Source organism: Sphingobium sp. OAS761 (assembly GCF_024168485.1).
Taxonomy (GTDB): Bacteria; Pseudomonadota; Alphaproteobacteria; order Sphingomonadales; family Sphingomonadaceae; genus Sphingobium.
In genome coordinates this window covers 156631-171748 of record NZ_JALJVY010000005.1, presented here as the reverse complement: position 1 = coordinate 171748, position 15118 = coordinate 156631, and the positions used below count along the sequence as shown (strand labels likewise).

Sequence of the window (15118 nt, the reverse complement as noted above, 5' to 3'; positions counted from 1 at the left end):
GGGGGGTCAGCTTACCCGCTTCATCCGCACCGCGCGTCCGCCAACGACCTTCCCCATGAAGCTGCCCATCGCCGCGCGCTCGATCGTGATCGATTGTCCCACCTTGGGGTCGCGCCCGGTGATCGCCTCCGTGGTCATCCACAGCGCGCCGTCGTCCAGCCCGATCTGCCACTTGCCGTAGCCGAGGCTACGAAGCGAGGCGATCTTTGCCTCAATATGGCTGAAGCCTTCTTCGTCCTTTTCCCGCTCGTCCGCATCGTCGCCCCCGCCAAGGAAGGGCAGTTTCGGGAAGGAAAAACCGAAAAGCGTCTTGCGTGTCTTTTTCAGCTCGCTCTTGTCGAGCACGACCACTTCATCGCGCTGCGCCGCTGCATCCATTTCCGCGACCTGCCTGTCGAAACAGGCGAGCCGCTGAGCATCATCGGAGACGCCACGGCACTGGAGCAGATTCGTGAAGATTTCAGGTCGCGGCTGCTGCGTCTTCGGCGCTGCCTGAACGACACTCGCTGCGAGCGCCAGGGAAACGGCCAGCGTCCAGCCATGCGTGCGTTTCATGGAGCGTTCCTCTTTCATTCCGTCATAATGGCTTCTGCTCGCACTGCACCGCGGGCAGGTCAATATCATCCCGGTGATACGATGAGCGCCATCGCGTGTCACATTGAACGTCTCGTGACCGTCCGTCTGGCAGCATTCCTTCAAACGATTGGTCCAGCACATAATTTTCTTGCAAAACGAACGTTAAACATCCGCGGCCGCCGCGTGTTGCAATTATGATACAACTGCGCTCAAAAGCGGTTCATGTCACCTTCACCTGCTTTACAGCGGAGTGAACCCCGCGCAATTTCGGACGATCCATATGGGGGGATCGCTGTCGGGCACCTATCTCCTTCCATACGGGCCATTCAGAGGCAAATCATTCTGCCATACTCCAGAGCAAGGGACTGGACCGTGAAAACATTTTCGAAAAGGGCACTTTTGCGTGCCAGCGCCGCACCGGCGATCCTCGGCGCGTCGCTGATCGCGACGGCGGCGTTCGCGCAGAACGCGCCGCAGGCGGCGGATGCGCCCGCTGAAGGCGACACCATCATCGTTACCGGGTCGCTTATCCGCAATCCGAACCTGGAACGCGCCACGCCGGTTCTGGCCACCACGGCCGATCAGATCGAGCTGAAGCAGAACAATACCGCCGAAGATATTCTGCGTGAAATTCCCGGCATCGTTCCGAGCATCGGTTCCGCGGTCAATAACGGCAACGGCGGCGCTTCCTTCGTCAACCTGCGTGGCCTGGGTTCGAACCGCAACATTGTGCTCCTGAACGGCGATCGCCTGGTTCCGGCCGAACTGAACGGTCGTTTCGACCTTAACAACGTGCCTGTCGCGCTTGTTGAGCGCGTCGACGTGCTGACCGGCGGTGCTTCGACGACCTATGGTGCAGATGCTATCTCGGGCGTTGTGAACTTCGTCACGAAGAGCGACTTTGCTGGCCTGGAAGCGAATATCTCCAACCAGATCACGGATGAAGGCGACGGCAATTATTTCCGCGCTGACGTCACCGTCGGTGCGAATTTCGACGACGGCCGCGGCAACGCCGTCTTCGCCATCGGCTACCAGCAGTCGGATCCCGTTTATCAGGGCCAGCGGAGCTTCTCGATCGACCAGGTCGACTCCTACAGCGGTTCGGTCGGCGGATCGGGCACCTCGACTCCGTCGCGTTTCTCCAACGTCAACGCCCTTGGCGTCGACAACGGCAACGGCACGCGCCAGATCACGCCTGACGGTACGGCGTTCCGCACCACCAGCGCGTTCGATCCGTTCAACTTCAACCCCTATAACATCTTCCAGACCCCGTTCGAACGCTTCAACATGTTCGGTGCGGCGCGTTACGAAGTGAGCGACGCGGTCGAAGTCTACACCCGTGGCATCTTCTCGAAGAACACGGTCAAGACCATCATCGCGCCGTCGGGTTCGTTCGGCATCGCCGTGCAGGTCCCGCTGAGCAATCCCTATCTGTCGACCGCTCAGCGTAACGCCTTCTGCGCTCGCGACATGAACTCGGCCGCTGGCGTCTACCAGCCGCTCTATTCCCAGGCGGAATGCGACGCGGCCGCGCTTGCGACCGACCCGACCGACCCGAACTACCGCGAAGTCACGACCGCGTTCTCGCGTCGTGCTGTCGAACTCGGGCCGCGCATCTCGGAATTCACGACCACCTTCTTCGATTACAAGCTCGGCTTCCGTGGCGGCATCACCGACACGATCAGCTGGGACGTGTCGGGCGCCTATGGCGAGAGCGATCAGACGCAGACGCAGTCGGGTTACTGGCTCAACAGCCGCGTTCGCCAGGCTCTGCTGGCGACCAACACGGCTACCTGCCTCAGCGATACCAATGGCTGCGTTCCGCTCAACGCCTTTGGCGCGAACGGTTCGATCACGGACCCGATGAACGCGTTCCTGACGGCGGACAGCCAGGTCGTGACCAAGACCTCGCTGGCTCAGGCGCGCGGACAGATCAACGGTGACTTCGGTTGGACCGTCCCGTGGGCCAGCGAAGCGGTGGCTTTCGCGATCGGTGGCGAATATCGCAAATATACCGCGTCGCAAGAATCGGACCTGCTGTCGCAGTCGGGTGATTTGGGTGGCGCCGGTGGTGCCGCACCGAACATCGATGGTGGCTACGATGTCTATGAAGCCTTCGGCGAACTCGTTCTGCCGCTGGTTCAGGACAAGCCCTTCTTCCAGGATCTGACACTCGAAACCGGCATTCGCTATTCCAAGTATAGCGTCGATGCGCCGGGCAACCCGAGCTACAAGACCACCACGTGGAAGGCTGGCGGTAGCTGGACTCCGGTCGACGGCTTCAAGATCCGCGGCAACTACGCCCGTGCGGTTCGCGCGCCGAACATCGCGGAACTGTTCACCCCGAACAACACTCTGCTGACCAACCTGACGATTGACCCCTGCGCCGGCGCTGCTCCGGTTGGCAACGCCAATCTCGCGGCGGTCTGCCTTGCGCAGGGCGCTCCGGGTGGCCAGATCGGTCTGATCGAAAATGATCCGGCGGGTCAGGTCAACTACACCGGTGGCGGCAACCTCAATGTCGGCCCTGAAAAGTCCGACAGCTGGACCCTTGGTGCTGTGTTCCAGCCGACCTTCTTCCCGGGCTTCTCGGCGACGGTCGACTATTACAACATCAAGGTGAAGGACGCGATCACCTCGCCCACTCCGGGCGACGCCATCGCAGCTTGCTTCGGTAACGTGACCGCTTCCAGCGCCACCGATCCGGCATGCACCATCATTCGTCGTAACCCGCTGACCGGTAACCTGTTCGGTGAAGCTGCGACGACGCCGGGCCTGTATCTGGGTCTGTCGAACCTGGGCACGCTCAAGACCGATGGTGTGGATTTCTCGCTGAACTATGCGAAGGATATCGGTTTCGCCAAGCTGTCGCTGGCGCTGACCGGCAACTGGACCAACAGCTCGAAGTTCCAGGCGACGCCGACCTCGATTGATCGCGAATGCGTTGGCTATTATTCGGTCAACTGCGCGTCGATCCAACCGAAGTGGCAGTTCTCGCAGCGCACGACTTTGTCGTTCGATATCGTGGACGTGTCGCTGCTGTGGCGCTACATCGACGCCGTCAAGTTCGAGCCTCAGCAGCTTGCTGATGATATCGACACGGCGCTGGACTTCCCCGACGACTGTCCGAATCCGACGACGACGGATGAAGGCGGTTGCGTGGTGGATCCGGAATTCCGCAAGATCCCGGCCGAACATTATTTCGACCTGACTGGCCGTTTCCACGTGTCCGACAACATCACCCTGACGCTGACCGTTCAGAACATGCTGAACAACAAGCCCAAGGTGGTCGGCAACACGCTGGGATCGACCAGCTACAACAGCGGCAACGTCTACCCGTCGACCTACGACGCGCTGGGCCGTCGTTACGCTGCGGCGGTGAAATTCAGCTTCTGATCTTCGGACCAGTGATAAAAAAGGAGGGCCGGTCGAAAGACCGGCCCTTTTTATTCGTGCGCAAACCTTGCCGGCGAGCGAGCGCCTAGCCGAGCAACGAACGTTCCAGCGTGAGTGGAATGGCTGCGTTGGAAGCGACCATGCGGGTCCATTGGGAAACCTTCTCGATTTCGTCGGCGTGGATTTCCATCCCTTGCCGGGCCGCTTGCGCGCGTGAACCAGGTTTGAAATCCTGTCCGCTTTTGGCGTCCTTTGCAAAGACCGGGCCGGAAACGGCGACATCGATCATGTCCGTGGTCAGTCCAAGGTCCATCAGGCTGCCCATGGCGCGCATGCTGTCTCTCGGCATCGCCACCAGTCTTTCGCTGTCCAGCGTCGCGACCCGCGGTCCAAGCTGTTTGACGAGCATATGGAATTGGGCCTGCTGGGCCAGCCATCCGGCGGCGGCGACCTGAATATCGGTCAAGCCCAGATAATCGTCGGATGGAATGCCCAGCGTCGTAAGCATGCCTTCGCGAATCAATTTGACGAAAAGATCACGGACCCAGATCCGCCCCCACATACCCTTGCGCGCAATGGATGCCAGATATGCATCCAGGGGCGCATGGAGAAGCACCGCTCGGGCATTGGGGCGCATCGCCATGATCGCTGGAATCAGCGGATTGACGATGTTGGATGGCTTGACGATGACCGCCTCGCCCGCATTGAATGGTCGAGCAAGCAGCGTCAGACTATCGTCGAGAAGCTGCGCCACATCCCGGCCCTTCGCCCCCCTGTGACGCCAGCCGATCAGATCGTTGAGCAGCACGGGTTCCTTCAACCCGGTCGCGACGCCCACGATATCGAAAGCGGATACGAGTAAGGTGGAGCAACAATAGGCTGAGTGAAACAGGAAATGCAGCGGTGCCGCGGCCGGTGCTTGTTCCATGACATCGGCGCGGCGCAGGACCAGCTGCGGTGCGGCTCCGAGATGCTCGTCCGTGAAAAACGGTATGTCCTTGCGGCCGCTGCGTGAGAGTTGGCGAAAGTGAACGGCGTCGTGCCCGGGATCGTAGCGATGCGCCAGCCATTCGGGATTGCGGACAATGTCTCGGACGGAGGAGGGCCGGCTGCTCATGGCGTCAGCCTAAACATGGCGATATGTCCCGCACAAGGCACGGATTTATCCTGTTTGTCAGCAACCCCGCTTTTGGTAGCCAGAGTGGATGAGCGAGGAATTTATGGACGCAGCTATCGGTCGGTCATTGCAGCAGGCGGTGGAAGCCAGAAGAACCGGCCGATCGGCCGAAGCGAAAAAAATATTGGAGAGCGTACTTGCGCGACATCCAGCCGAGCCGCAAGCGTTGAACCTGTTGGGCCTGATCGCGCTGGAGCAAGGCGATTTTTCCTCGGCACGGATGCATTTTACGGCTGCCGCGCAGGTTGATCCCGGCGAACCGGCCCTTTGGATGAACCTCGCGTCGGCCGAACGCGGGCTCGTGAATGCGGATGGGGAACGCGCCGCTTTGAATCGCGCTATCGCGATAGACCAGCGGAACCTGATGGCGCAGATACGCATGGCGCAGCTCCAGCAAAGGATGAAGGAAGATCAGGCCGCAGCGGACAGCTGGGGCAAGGTCTTGGCGCTGACAAGCGCCATGCCAGACATACCGCCGCAACTGGCGGCCACGCTGGACGAGGCGCGCCGTTTCGTCAGTGCCCACAAGGCAGCCTTTGCCGATTTCATTGAAGCTGGTGTCGCCGATCATCTGGGCAATGCACAGCCACTGGTGCGCAGGCGCTTTCAGGCCTGTCTGGATCATGAATTCGGACGTCGCGAGATTTATCAAAATCATTGCTCGGGGCTGCACTATCCCTTTCTGCCCGCCGACGAATTTTTCGACCGGTCTCATTTTCCATGGATGGCCGATCTGGAGGCGCAGACCGACGTGATCCGCGCCGAATGCCTCGCAATGCTGGAAAAGGCCGGTGCGTCGGTTCGGCCCTACGTACAGCAGGACGCGGGAACGCCGCAAAATAAATGGACGGCGCTCGACGGGACGCTTGACTGGGGTGCGGCCTTTCTGTGGGAATATGGCGAACGAAACGAAACAGTGTGTGCCGCGTGTCCGGCTACGGCCGCCGCACTGGAAACTCTGCCTGGCATGCATATCCCCGGTCGCGCGCCCTCGGCCTTTTTCTCGCTGTTGAAGGCGAAAAGCCGGATACCGGCACATACCGGGGTTACCAACACGCGCGCGATCATTCATCTCCCGTTGATCGTACCACCCGGATGCGGCTTCCGCGTGGGCGGCGAAACCCGATCATGGCAAGAAGGCGTAGCATTCGCCTTCGACGATACCATCGATCATGAAGCCTGGAACGACAGTGACCATTTGCGTGTCATATTGATCTTTGACGTATGGAATCCACATTTGTCACTTGAAGAGCAGGAACTTCTGAAGCAATTTTACGGCATGGCTGACGCCAGCCGACCACGCGATTCCGTGATCGGCAGATGACATGATTGGCGCATAAGGCATGCGTCGGATCCGGGAGATTAGGTGTGCGCGTTCTCAAGGCTGTAATTGTGTCCGGACTGTTCGCGATGGCGATGCCAGCGCTGGCGGAGGACAAGCCGAAATTGGACCGGAACGATCCCAACGCGGTTCGGTGCAAGCGGCTGGACGTTACCGGATCGCTGGTGCGCAAGGAACGGATATGCAAGACAAATGCCGAATGGCGATCGATTAGCGAACAACAGAATCGCGATGCCGATGACCTGATCACGCGCAGTCGGGCGGGCATGAATCCCAACGGATAAGGCCGGCCGCGCGGAAGCGGCCGACCTTTACATCACGCTTCAACGCACGCTCAACGTCAGCGCGCCGTCGCCATCCTCCACCTTCACCGTCGCGCCGTCCGGCACTTCGCCGCGCAGGATCAGGTCGGCGAGCGGGTCCTGAAGATAGCGCTGGACCGCGCGTTTCAACGGCCGCGCGCCATATACGGGGTCATATCCGACGCGGCCGAGCCAGGCTCGCGCACCATCGGTCAGGTCCAGGCTGATCTTGCGATCCTTCAGCAGCTTGCCGATCCGCGCCACCTGTATGTCGACGATCGGGGCCATATGACCCGCGCCCAGGCGATGGAAAAGGATGATCTCGTCCAGGCGGTTCAGGAACTCGGGCCGGAAATGGGCGCGCACGACGTCCATCACCTGATCCTCCACCTTCTCCACCGGATCATCGTCGCCCAGCGCGGCGATATGCTGGCTGCCCAGGTTGCTGGTCAGCACGATGATGGTGTTGGTGAAGTCGACCGTGCGGCCCTGCCCGTCGGTCAGGCGGCCGTCGTCCAGCACCTGGAGCAGGATGTTGAACACGTCGCCATGCGCCTTCTCCACCTCGTCGAACAGCACGACCTGATAGGGGCGGCGACGGACGGCCTCGGTCAGCACGCCGCCTTCCTCATAGCCGACATAGCCCGGAGGCGCGCCGATCAGGCGGGCGACGCTGTGCTTCTCCATGAACTCGCTCATGTCGATGCGCACCATCGCGCTGTCATCGTCGAACAGGAATCCGGCAAGCGCCTTGGTCAGTTCGGTCTTGCCGACACCCGTCGGCCCCAGGAACAGGAAGGAACCGAGCGGGCGGTTGGGGTCTTGCAGGCCGGCGCGTGACCGGCGGACGGCGGTAGCGACGGCCTTGACCGCATCCGCCTGGCCAATGACGCGCTTGCCCAGTTCCGCTTCCATGGCGAGCAGCTTCTCGCGCTCGCCCTCCAGCATCCGGTCGACCGGGATGCCGGTCCAGCGGGAGACGACGGCAGCGATGTCCTCGCTTGTCACTTCCTCGCGCAGCATCGCGCCGGCGGAGGCGCTCTGCGCTTCCTCCAGCTGCTTTTCGAGCGCCGGGATGGTGCCGTATTGCAACTCGCCCGCCTTGCCATATTCGCCGGACCGCTGCGCCTGTTCCAGCTGGATGCGCGCGGCGTCCAATTGTTCCTTCAGCTTCGCTTCGCCGGCGATCTTGTCCTTTTCCGCCTGCCAGCGCTGGGTCAGTTCGGCCGATTGTTGCTCCAGATTGGCGAGGTCTCCTTCGAGCGCGGCCAGCCGGTCCTTCGACGCCTGGTCGCTCTCCTTCTTGAGCGCCTCGCGCTCGATCTGGAGCTGCATGATGCGGCGGTCGAGATTCTCGATCTCTTCGGGCTTGCTCTCCACCTCCATGCGGATGCGCGAAGCGGCCTCGTCCATCAGGTCGATGGCCTTGTCGGGCAGGAAGCGGTCGGTGATGTATCGGTTGGACAGGGTCGCGGCCGACACGATCGCGCCGTCCGCGATGCGCACACCATGGTGCGTCTCATACTTGTCCTTGATGCCGCGCAGGATGGAGATGGTATCCTCCACGGTGGGCTCGCCCACGAACACGGGCTGGAACCGCCGCTGGAGCGCGGGGTCTTTCTCCACATATTTGCGATATTCGTCGAGCGTGGTGGCACCGATGCAATGCAACTCGCCGCGCGCGAGCGCGGGTTTCAACAGGTTGCCCGCGTCCATCGCACCTTCGGACTTGCCCGCTCCGATCAACGTGTGCATCTCGTCGATGAAGAGGACGATCTGCCCTTCCGCGCCCTTCACCTCGTCCAGCACGCCCTTCAGCCGCTCCTCGAACTCGCCGCGATATTTGGCTCCGGCAATAAGGCTGCCCATGTCGAGCGCCATCAGCGTGCGGTCTTTCAGCGTGTCGGGCACGTCGCCATTGGCGATGCGCAGCGCCAGGCCTTCGGCGATGGCGGTCTTGCCGACGCCGGGCTCGCCGATCAGGACGGGATTATTCTTGGTGCGGCGGGCCAGAATCTGGACCGTGCGCCGAATCTCCTCGTCGCGGCCGATCACCGGGTCCAGCTTGCCGTCGCGCGCCGCTTCGGTCAGGTCGCGGGCGAATTTCTTGAGCGCGTCGTAGCGATCCTCGGCCGACGCGGTATCGGCCGTCTTGCCCTTGCGCAATTCGTTGATGGCGGCGTTGAGCGCCTCCGTCTTGACGCCTGCCGCGACCAGCGCCTTGCCGGCCGCCGTCGTGGAGGCGAGCGTCAGCGCAAGCAGCAGCCGCTCGACCGTAACGAAGCTGTCGCCGGCCTTCTGCGCGACCTGCTCTGCGCTGTCGAGCACGCGCACGGCGTCATTGTCCAGGCCCGGCGTCTGCTGCGCACCGCTGCCCGACACGGCGGGCACCCTGGCCAGCGCCGCGTCGGTTTCGCGCAATGCCGTTTCGGGCGACCCGCCCGCCGCCCGGATGAGCCCGGACGCCATGCCTTGCTGGTCTTCCAGCAATGCCTTGAGCAGATGTTCCGGGCTGATCCGCTGATGGCTCATGCGGATCGCCACGGTTTGCGCCGACTGGAGGAAACCCTTGGCGCGATCGGTGAATTTCTCGAGGTTCATGACATCCCTTTGGAACAGCCTATGCGGGATGTAGTGTTGCCCAAAAGCAACACAAGGGGCGATACGCGAATATCCTTATTTGTTTGCCTTCGCTGCGTTCGGCGCGAACAGATCGCCGAAAAAGTCGCCCCGGTTCCACATCGGCGGTGTATCGCCGTCCGCCATGGCGCGGGTGATGCGGTAGTTTGCCTCCGCAAAGCGCGCGCCGGCGTCCCAGTCGATCTTCTGGTTCATGTCGTCGCCCGGGTGGTGATAATTCCCCGACAGGAATGCGCCCCATGCCTGTTCGCCGCCATTGGCGAAGCCGGTCGCCAGGAAGACGGCGGGCACGCCCTGCTTCACGAACATATAATGGTCGGACCGGACGAAGATGCTTTCCTGCGGCATCGGGTCGGGCGACAGTGTGACGCCCATCGGGGCGACGGCCTTCGCGACGATCGGTCCCAGCGTCGAATGATCGGCGCCGAAGGCGACGATGTCGGTGAAGGGATAGAGCAGCAGCGGCATGTCGAGATCCACATTGCCCACGATCTTCCCGATCGGAACTGCGGGGTGGCGGGCGAAATAGTCGGCGCCCAGCAGCCCCTTCTCCTCCCCGGTCGACGCCAGGAAGATGATCGACCGGCGTGGCTTGCGCGGCGACATGGCCATCGCGCGCGCGACCTCCAGCATGGTGGCGACACCCGCGCCATTGTCGAGCGCGCCGTTGTTGATCCGGTCCTTGTCGGCCGGGTCGCCCGGCTTGGCCGGACTGATGCCGATATGGTCGAGATGGGCGGACAGGACGACATACTGGTCCTTCAACGTCGTGTCGCTGCCGGGCAATATGGCGACGACATTGGGGCTGGTGACCCGCTGGCTGACGCTTTCGGCCCTGATCCGAATGCTGGTCCTGAGCGCAAACCCCCTCGGTTTGCCGCCCTTGCGGTCGGCTTGCTTGCGGATCGCGGCGATGCCCTGCGGCGCGCCTGCGAATATCGCCTCGGCCGCCGGATCGTTCAGCGACGCGCCGGCGCGGATACCGGGCGCCTGGTCGAAGGGCGTGCCATCGGGCGAAACCCAGGTGAAATCGGACGCATCCGCGAACTGCACCATGCGTGCCCAGGGCCGCGCCTTCATCGACTGGATCGTGCCCAGCGACAGCATCCCTATCGCGCCATGGCTTTGGGCTACCATCGCCTTGGTCGCGGACAGGTGCGCGCCTTCCTCGCTCGGCATCCCCTTGGGATAGCCACGCAGCGTGACGACGATTTTCCCCCTGACATCGAGGCCGGCATAATCATCGAGGCCAAGTCGCCGGTTTTCCAGACCATAGCCGACGAAAACCAGCGGTGCCGCGACGTCAAGATGCGGCTCTGCGGCGCTAAGGCCGATCAGCACGTCGCCGCCGTGGCTGAAGCTTCTGGTGCCGCCGGGGCCGGTGACGGTCAGGGTGGCGCGTTCCGGCGCGGGGTCGGTTTTCTGAAAAGTGACGCGTTGCAGCCAGCCGCCGGCGTCACCAGCGGGTGTCAGTCCCAGCCCGTCGAACTGGCTGGCGACATAGCGCGCCGCGATTTCATGGCCCTCGCTGCCTGTATCGCGGCCCTTGAGCAGGTCGTCGGCCAGAAATTCGACATGGGCGCGCACGGCGGCGGCGGAAAAGACCGGTTCGGCGGGCACGGCCTGTGCATTCAGCGCGCCCGGCACGGAAAGGAAGAGCGTGGCGGCCAGCGGCAACAGGCTTTTCATGGGCGGGATGCTTTCCGACTGAGGAGGATGAAGCCAGAATTGCCGCGCGCCCCCGGCCCTGTCCAGCACTAAGCGTATTGCGCCGCTATCACGCCCCGCTATGGTATGGCGATCGCGGCCGTCCCCCTCTGCCGCTTGGTCCACCCGCTCCTGCCCCGAGGCTCCCGCATGACCCTTTCCCCGATGTCCCGCCGCCTGTCCCTGCTCGTCGGCCTGTCCGCACTCGCGCTGACGCCGATGGCGCAGGCGATGGCCAGAACCGTCGCCCCCGTCGCGGATGTCGCGCCCGCGCCCTTGTCCAGCCTCGTGGCGAAGGTCGACATTCCCTATGAGGAATTCCGGTTGCCCAACGGCCTGCGCGTGATTGTCCACACGGATCGCAAGGCGCCGGTCGTGGCCGTGTCCGTCTGGTATCATGTCGGGTCCCGGTTCGAACCGGCGGGCAAGACGGGTTTTGCCCATCTGTTCGAACATCTGATGTTCTACGGGTCGGAAAATGCCGACGGACCCTTTTTCGGGCGGCTGGAGGACATCGGCGCGACCGACTGGAACGGGACGACCTGGTTCGACCGCACCAATTATTTCGAAACCGTGCCCACCGGGGCGCTCGACCGCGCGCTGTTTCTGGAATCGGACCGCATGGGCCATCTGCTGGGTGCTGTGACCCAGGTGAAGCTCGATACCCAGCGGGGCGTCGTGCAGAATGAAAAGCGCATGGGCGAGAATGAGCCCTATGGGCTGGTCGAATATGCGCAGCTTGCCGCGCTGTTGCCCGAAGGCCATCCCTATCGCCATTCCACCATCGGATCGATGGCGGATCTGAACGGCGCCAGCCTGGCCGACGTCCAGACCTGGTTCAAGACGCATTATGGCCCGAACAACGCCGTGCTGGTGCTTGCGGGCGACATCGACGTGCCGACGGCAAAGGCGAAGGTCGAAAAATGGTTCGGCAACATTCCCGCCGGTCCGGCCCCGCAAGATGTCGACGCCACCGTCCCGACGCTGCCCGGGGACGCGGACGTGACGATGCACGACAATGTCGCCGCCACGCGCCTCTATCGCAACTGGATCGTGCCGGGGGTCAATTCGGCGGATTTGCAGCAACTCGACCTTGCGCTGACGGTGTTCGGCGGCCTCGGTTCATCCCGGCTCGATAACGCGCTGGTGCGCAACGAAAAAGTCGCTGTGGGGGTAAAGGCCAGTATCCAGCCGTTCGAAAAGCTGTCGATCGCGGAAATCACCGTCGATGTGAAGCCCGGCGCAGATCCCGTGGCCGTGGGCAAGCGGCTCGATGCCCTGCTCGCCGACTTCCTTGCGAAGGGGCCGACGGCCGACGAAGTGCTGCGCGCCGCCACCCGGCAGGCATCGGGCACGATTTCGGGGCTGGAAAAGGTCGGCGGCTTTTCGGGCAAGGCCGTGACCCTGGCCGAAGGCGCGGTCTATTCGGACGATCCGGGCAAATATAAGAAGGACCTGGCGGTATATGCCAGTGCGACCCCCGACAGCGTGGCTGCGGCGGCGCGCAAATGGCTTGGCCGCCCGGTATTGCGCCTGACCGTCGCGCCGGGCGAGCGGTCCGCGGCGGACAATGCGCTGGCGGGCAATGCGACGGCGGGCGGGGCCGCGCACCGGCCCGCATTCTTCCGCAACCCGGACGCGCCCGCGCCTGCGGCGGCGACGCCGGCCAAGATCGCCGAGCCGCCGATCGAGCCGGTCAAGGACCTGGATTTCCCCGACGTCGAACATGCGACCCTGAAGAACGGGATACCCGTCGTCCTGGCGCATCGCGATGCTGTGCCGACCGTGCGCATCTCCGTCGCCTTCGACGCGGGCAACGCCGCCGACGACAAGGCGAAGCTGGGCACCGCCGGCCTTGCCGCCGCGTTGCTGGATGAAGGGACGACCACCCGGTCGTCGGTGCAGATCGCGGAGGAACAGGAAAGGCTGGGCGCGTCGATCAGCGCCGGCAACAGCATGGACCGCACCACCGTGGGCCTGTTCGCGCTCAAGCCCAATCTCGACGCCTCGCTCGGGCTGATGGCGGACGTGATCCGCAATCCCGCCTTCGCGCCGGCCGAGGTAGAGCGCCTGCGCGGACAGGTGCTGACCCGCATCGCCGCCGAAAAGACCGAACCGATGGCGATCGCGCAGCGCATGCTGCCGCCGCTCCTTTATGGTCAGGCGCATCCCTATGGCATCCCCTTCACCGGGTCGGGCAGCGAAACGGGGGTGAAGGCGGTCACGCGCGCCGATCTCGTCCGGTTCCACGACACATGGCTGCGGCCCGACAATGCCACCATCTTCGTCACCGGCGATACCAGCTTGGCCGAGTTGCTCCCGCTGCTCGAAAAGCGCTTCGGCGACTGGAAGGCGCCGGCGATCGCCAAGGGTGCCAAGGTCTTCCGCATGGACCGGATGATGCGCCCGTCGCGGATCATCCTGATCGACAAGCCGCAAAGTCCGCAATCGCTGATCCTGGGCGGCTTGCTGACGACGAAGGCAGGAACCGACAATCCCGTCACGCTGCTCACCGCCAACGAAGTGCTGGGCGGCAGCACGACCTCGCGCCTGACGATGGACCTGCGCGAAACCAAGGGATGGGCCTATGGCGCGGGCACCGCATTGCCCGGCGTGCGGGAAACCATTCCCCTGCTGGTGTACGCGCCGGTCCAGACCGACAAGACGGGTGAATCGATCATCGCGGCGCGGCAGGACATTCGCGATTACCTGACGAGCAAGGGCACCACACAGGCCGAGCGCGACCAGACCATCAACAGCCAGATCCTGTCGCTTCCCGGCAGCTTCGAAACCTCCTCGGAACTGCTCGGCGCGATGATGCGCAACAGCCTGATCGGCCGGCCCGACGATTATTACGAGACGTTGCCCAACGTCTATCGGGCGATGACTGCGGCGGATTTCGACAAGGCTGCGCGCGAAGCGATCAACCCCGACCGGCTGATCTGGGTCGTGGTGGGCGACGCGAAGCTGGTGCGGCCGCAGCTTGACGCGGTGGGGCTGCCCGTGGAAATGGGCACACTCGCTGATTGACGGACACGTAAAGGAGAATGGATATGGCTTCAGTGGATGGCGCTTATGATTGCGTGGCCAAGACGCCGATGGGCGACCAGAAGGGCGTGTTCACGGTCGTCAGCAGCGGCGATCGCTTCAACGGCACCTTCGCCGGCATGATGGGGTCGCTTGACGTGGTCGACGGCAAGGTCGCCGGCGACACGCTGACGTGGAAGATGGAAATGACCATGCCCATGCCGATGACGCTGGAATGCGAGGCGAGTGTAGCGGGCGATTCGATCACCGGGACGATGCAGCTCGGCGCGTTCGGCGCTTCGGCATTCTCGGGTACGCGGCGCGCCTGACCTGCGGCGCTGGCGCCGAGCGCGCGCCGGCCCCGGACGATCAAAAAAAGGCCCGCCGGTATCCTTGCCGGCGGGCTTTTTCACAGGATCGACGCGGATCAATACTGGATGGTGACGGTCACCGCGCGGCGGTTCTGGGCCCAGGCCGCCTCGTCCGAGCCAAGAGCGGCGGGGCGTTCCTTGCCGTAGCTGACGGTGGTGATGCGGCCGGGGTCGATACCCAGCGACGCCAGATAGTTTTTGGCAGCATTGGCGCGGCGCTCGCCCAGCGCGATATTATAGTCGCGGGTGCCGCGCTCGTCCGCATGGCCCTCGATCGTCACGCGGACAGACGGGTTCTGCTGCAGCCAGGCGGCCTGGCTCTGCAAGGTCTGCTGATCCTGCGCATCGATGTCATATTGGTCGAGATCGAAGAAGATCCGGTCCGACGACACGGACGCCAGGAAATCCTCCTGGCTGCCCTTTATCGGGCCGCTCGATGTGACGGGGCCGGTCGTGCCGGTCGAGGTCGACGGGCCGGGCGCGGGGGGCAGCTCGGCCGGCGGCTTCTTCGAGCAGGCGGCAAGCGCGACGACGGCGGTGGCCACGATCAGAGTCCGGGACAATTTCATCGCAAGGTCTC

General features: G+C 63.4%; 10 protein-coding genes. 5 read left to right on the top strand and 5 right to left on the bottom strand.

The genetic code is table 11. The features are described from left to right. Positions 1–6: 6 nt before the first annotated feature. Positions 7–555 carry a hypothetical protein gene (locus J3E64_RS08570; RefSeq protein ID WP_253342071.1) on the bottom strand — a complete coding sequence of 183 codons (549 nt, stop codon included), beginning with the start codon at positions 553–555 and terminating at the stop codon, positions 7–9. Positions 556–948: 393 nt separating this feature from the next. On the opposite strand from J3E64_RS08570, the gene J3E64_RS08565 reads away from it, so the two are divergent. Continuing rightward, complete coding sequence (locus tag J3E64_RS08565; protein ID WP_253342069.1) at positions 949–3972, top strand: TonB-dependent receptor; 3024 nt, start codon at positions 949–951, stop codon at positions 3970–3972. An 85-nt stretch (positions 3973–4057) separates the two neighbouring features. On the opposite strand, the gene J3E64_RS08560 is transcribed toward J3E64_RS08565, so the two are convergent. Further along, complete coding sequence (locus J3E64_RS08560) at positions 4058–5089, bottom strand: hypothetical protein (protein ID WP_253342067.1); 1032 nt, start codon at positions 5087–5089, stop codon at positions 4058–4060. Positions 5090–5177: 88 nt separating this feature from the next. Here J3E64_RS08560 and J3E64_RS08555 point away from each other — a divergent pair, with 88 nt between their 5' ends. Both J3E64_RS08555 and J3E64_RS08550 read left to right on the top strand, forming a co-directional pair. Further along, positions 5178–6473: an aspartyl/asparaginyl beta-hydroxylase domain-containing protein gene (locus tag J3E64_RS08555; RefSeq protein ID WP_253342065.1), complete on the top strand. Its 1296-nt coding sequence runs from the start codon at positions 5178–5180 to the stop codon at positions 6471–6473. An 86-nt stretch (positions 6474–6559) separates the two neighbouring features. Beyond that, entirely contained in the window at positions 6560–6775 is a 216-nt protein-coding gene (locus tag J3E64_RS08550) for a hypothetical protein (RefSeq protein ID WP_253342335.1), read from the top strand. A 39-nt stretch (positions 6776–6814) separates the two neighbouring features. On the opposite strand, the gene clpB is transcribed toward J3E64_RS08550, so the two are convergent. Together clpB and J3E64_RS08540 are read right to left on the bottom strand one after the other, a co-directional pair. After that, complete coding sequence (gene clpB, locus J3E64_RS08545; protein WP_253342063.1) at positions 6815–9394, bottom strand: ATP-dependent chaperone ClpB; 2580 nt, start codon at positions 9392–9394, stop codon at positions 6815–6817. A gap of 75 nt (positions 9395–9469) precedes the next feature. Further along, a complete protein-coding gene (locus J3E64_RS08540) occupies positions 9470–11122 on the bottom strand; it encodes a M28 family metallopeptidase (protein WP_253342061.1) in 1653 nt (550 codons plus the stop codon). A 168-nt stretch (positions 11123–11290) separates the two neighbouring features. Here J3E64_RS08540 and J3E64_RS08535 point away from each other — a divergent pair, with 168 nt between their 5' ends. Beyond that, positions 11291–14170 carry a pitrilysin family protein gene (locus tag J3E64_RS08535; protein ID WP_253342059.1) on the top strand — a complete coding sequence of 960 codons (2880 nt, stop codon included), beginning with the start codon at positions 11291–11293 and terminating at the stop codon, positions 14168–14170. Between the two features lie 23 nt (positions 14171–14193). After that, positions 14194–14496, top strand: coding sequence for a hypothetical protein (locus J3E64_RS08530; RefSeq protein ID WP_253342057.1), 303 nt, complete (start codon positions 14194–14196; stop codon positions 14494–14496). 98 nt (positions 14497–14594) lie between these two features. Here J3E64_RS08530 and pal read toward each other — a convergent pair whose 3' ends face one another. Next, positions 14595–15107 (bottom strand): peptidoglycan-associated lipoprotein Pal, encoded by a 513-nt coding sequence (gene pal, locus J3E64_RS08525; protein ID WP_253342055.1) that lies wholly within the window; start codon positions 15105–15107, stop codon positions 14595–14597. Positions 15108–15118 lie beyond the last annotated feature (11 nt).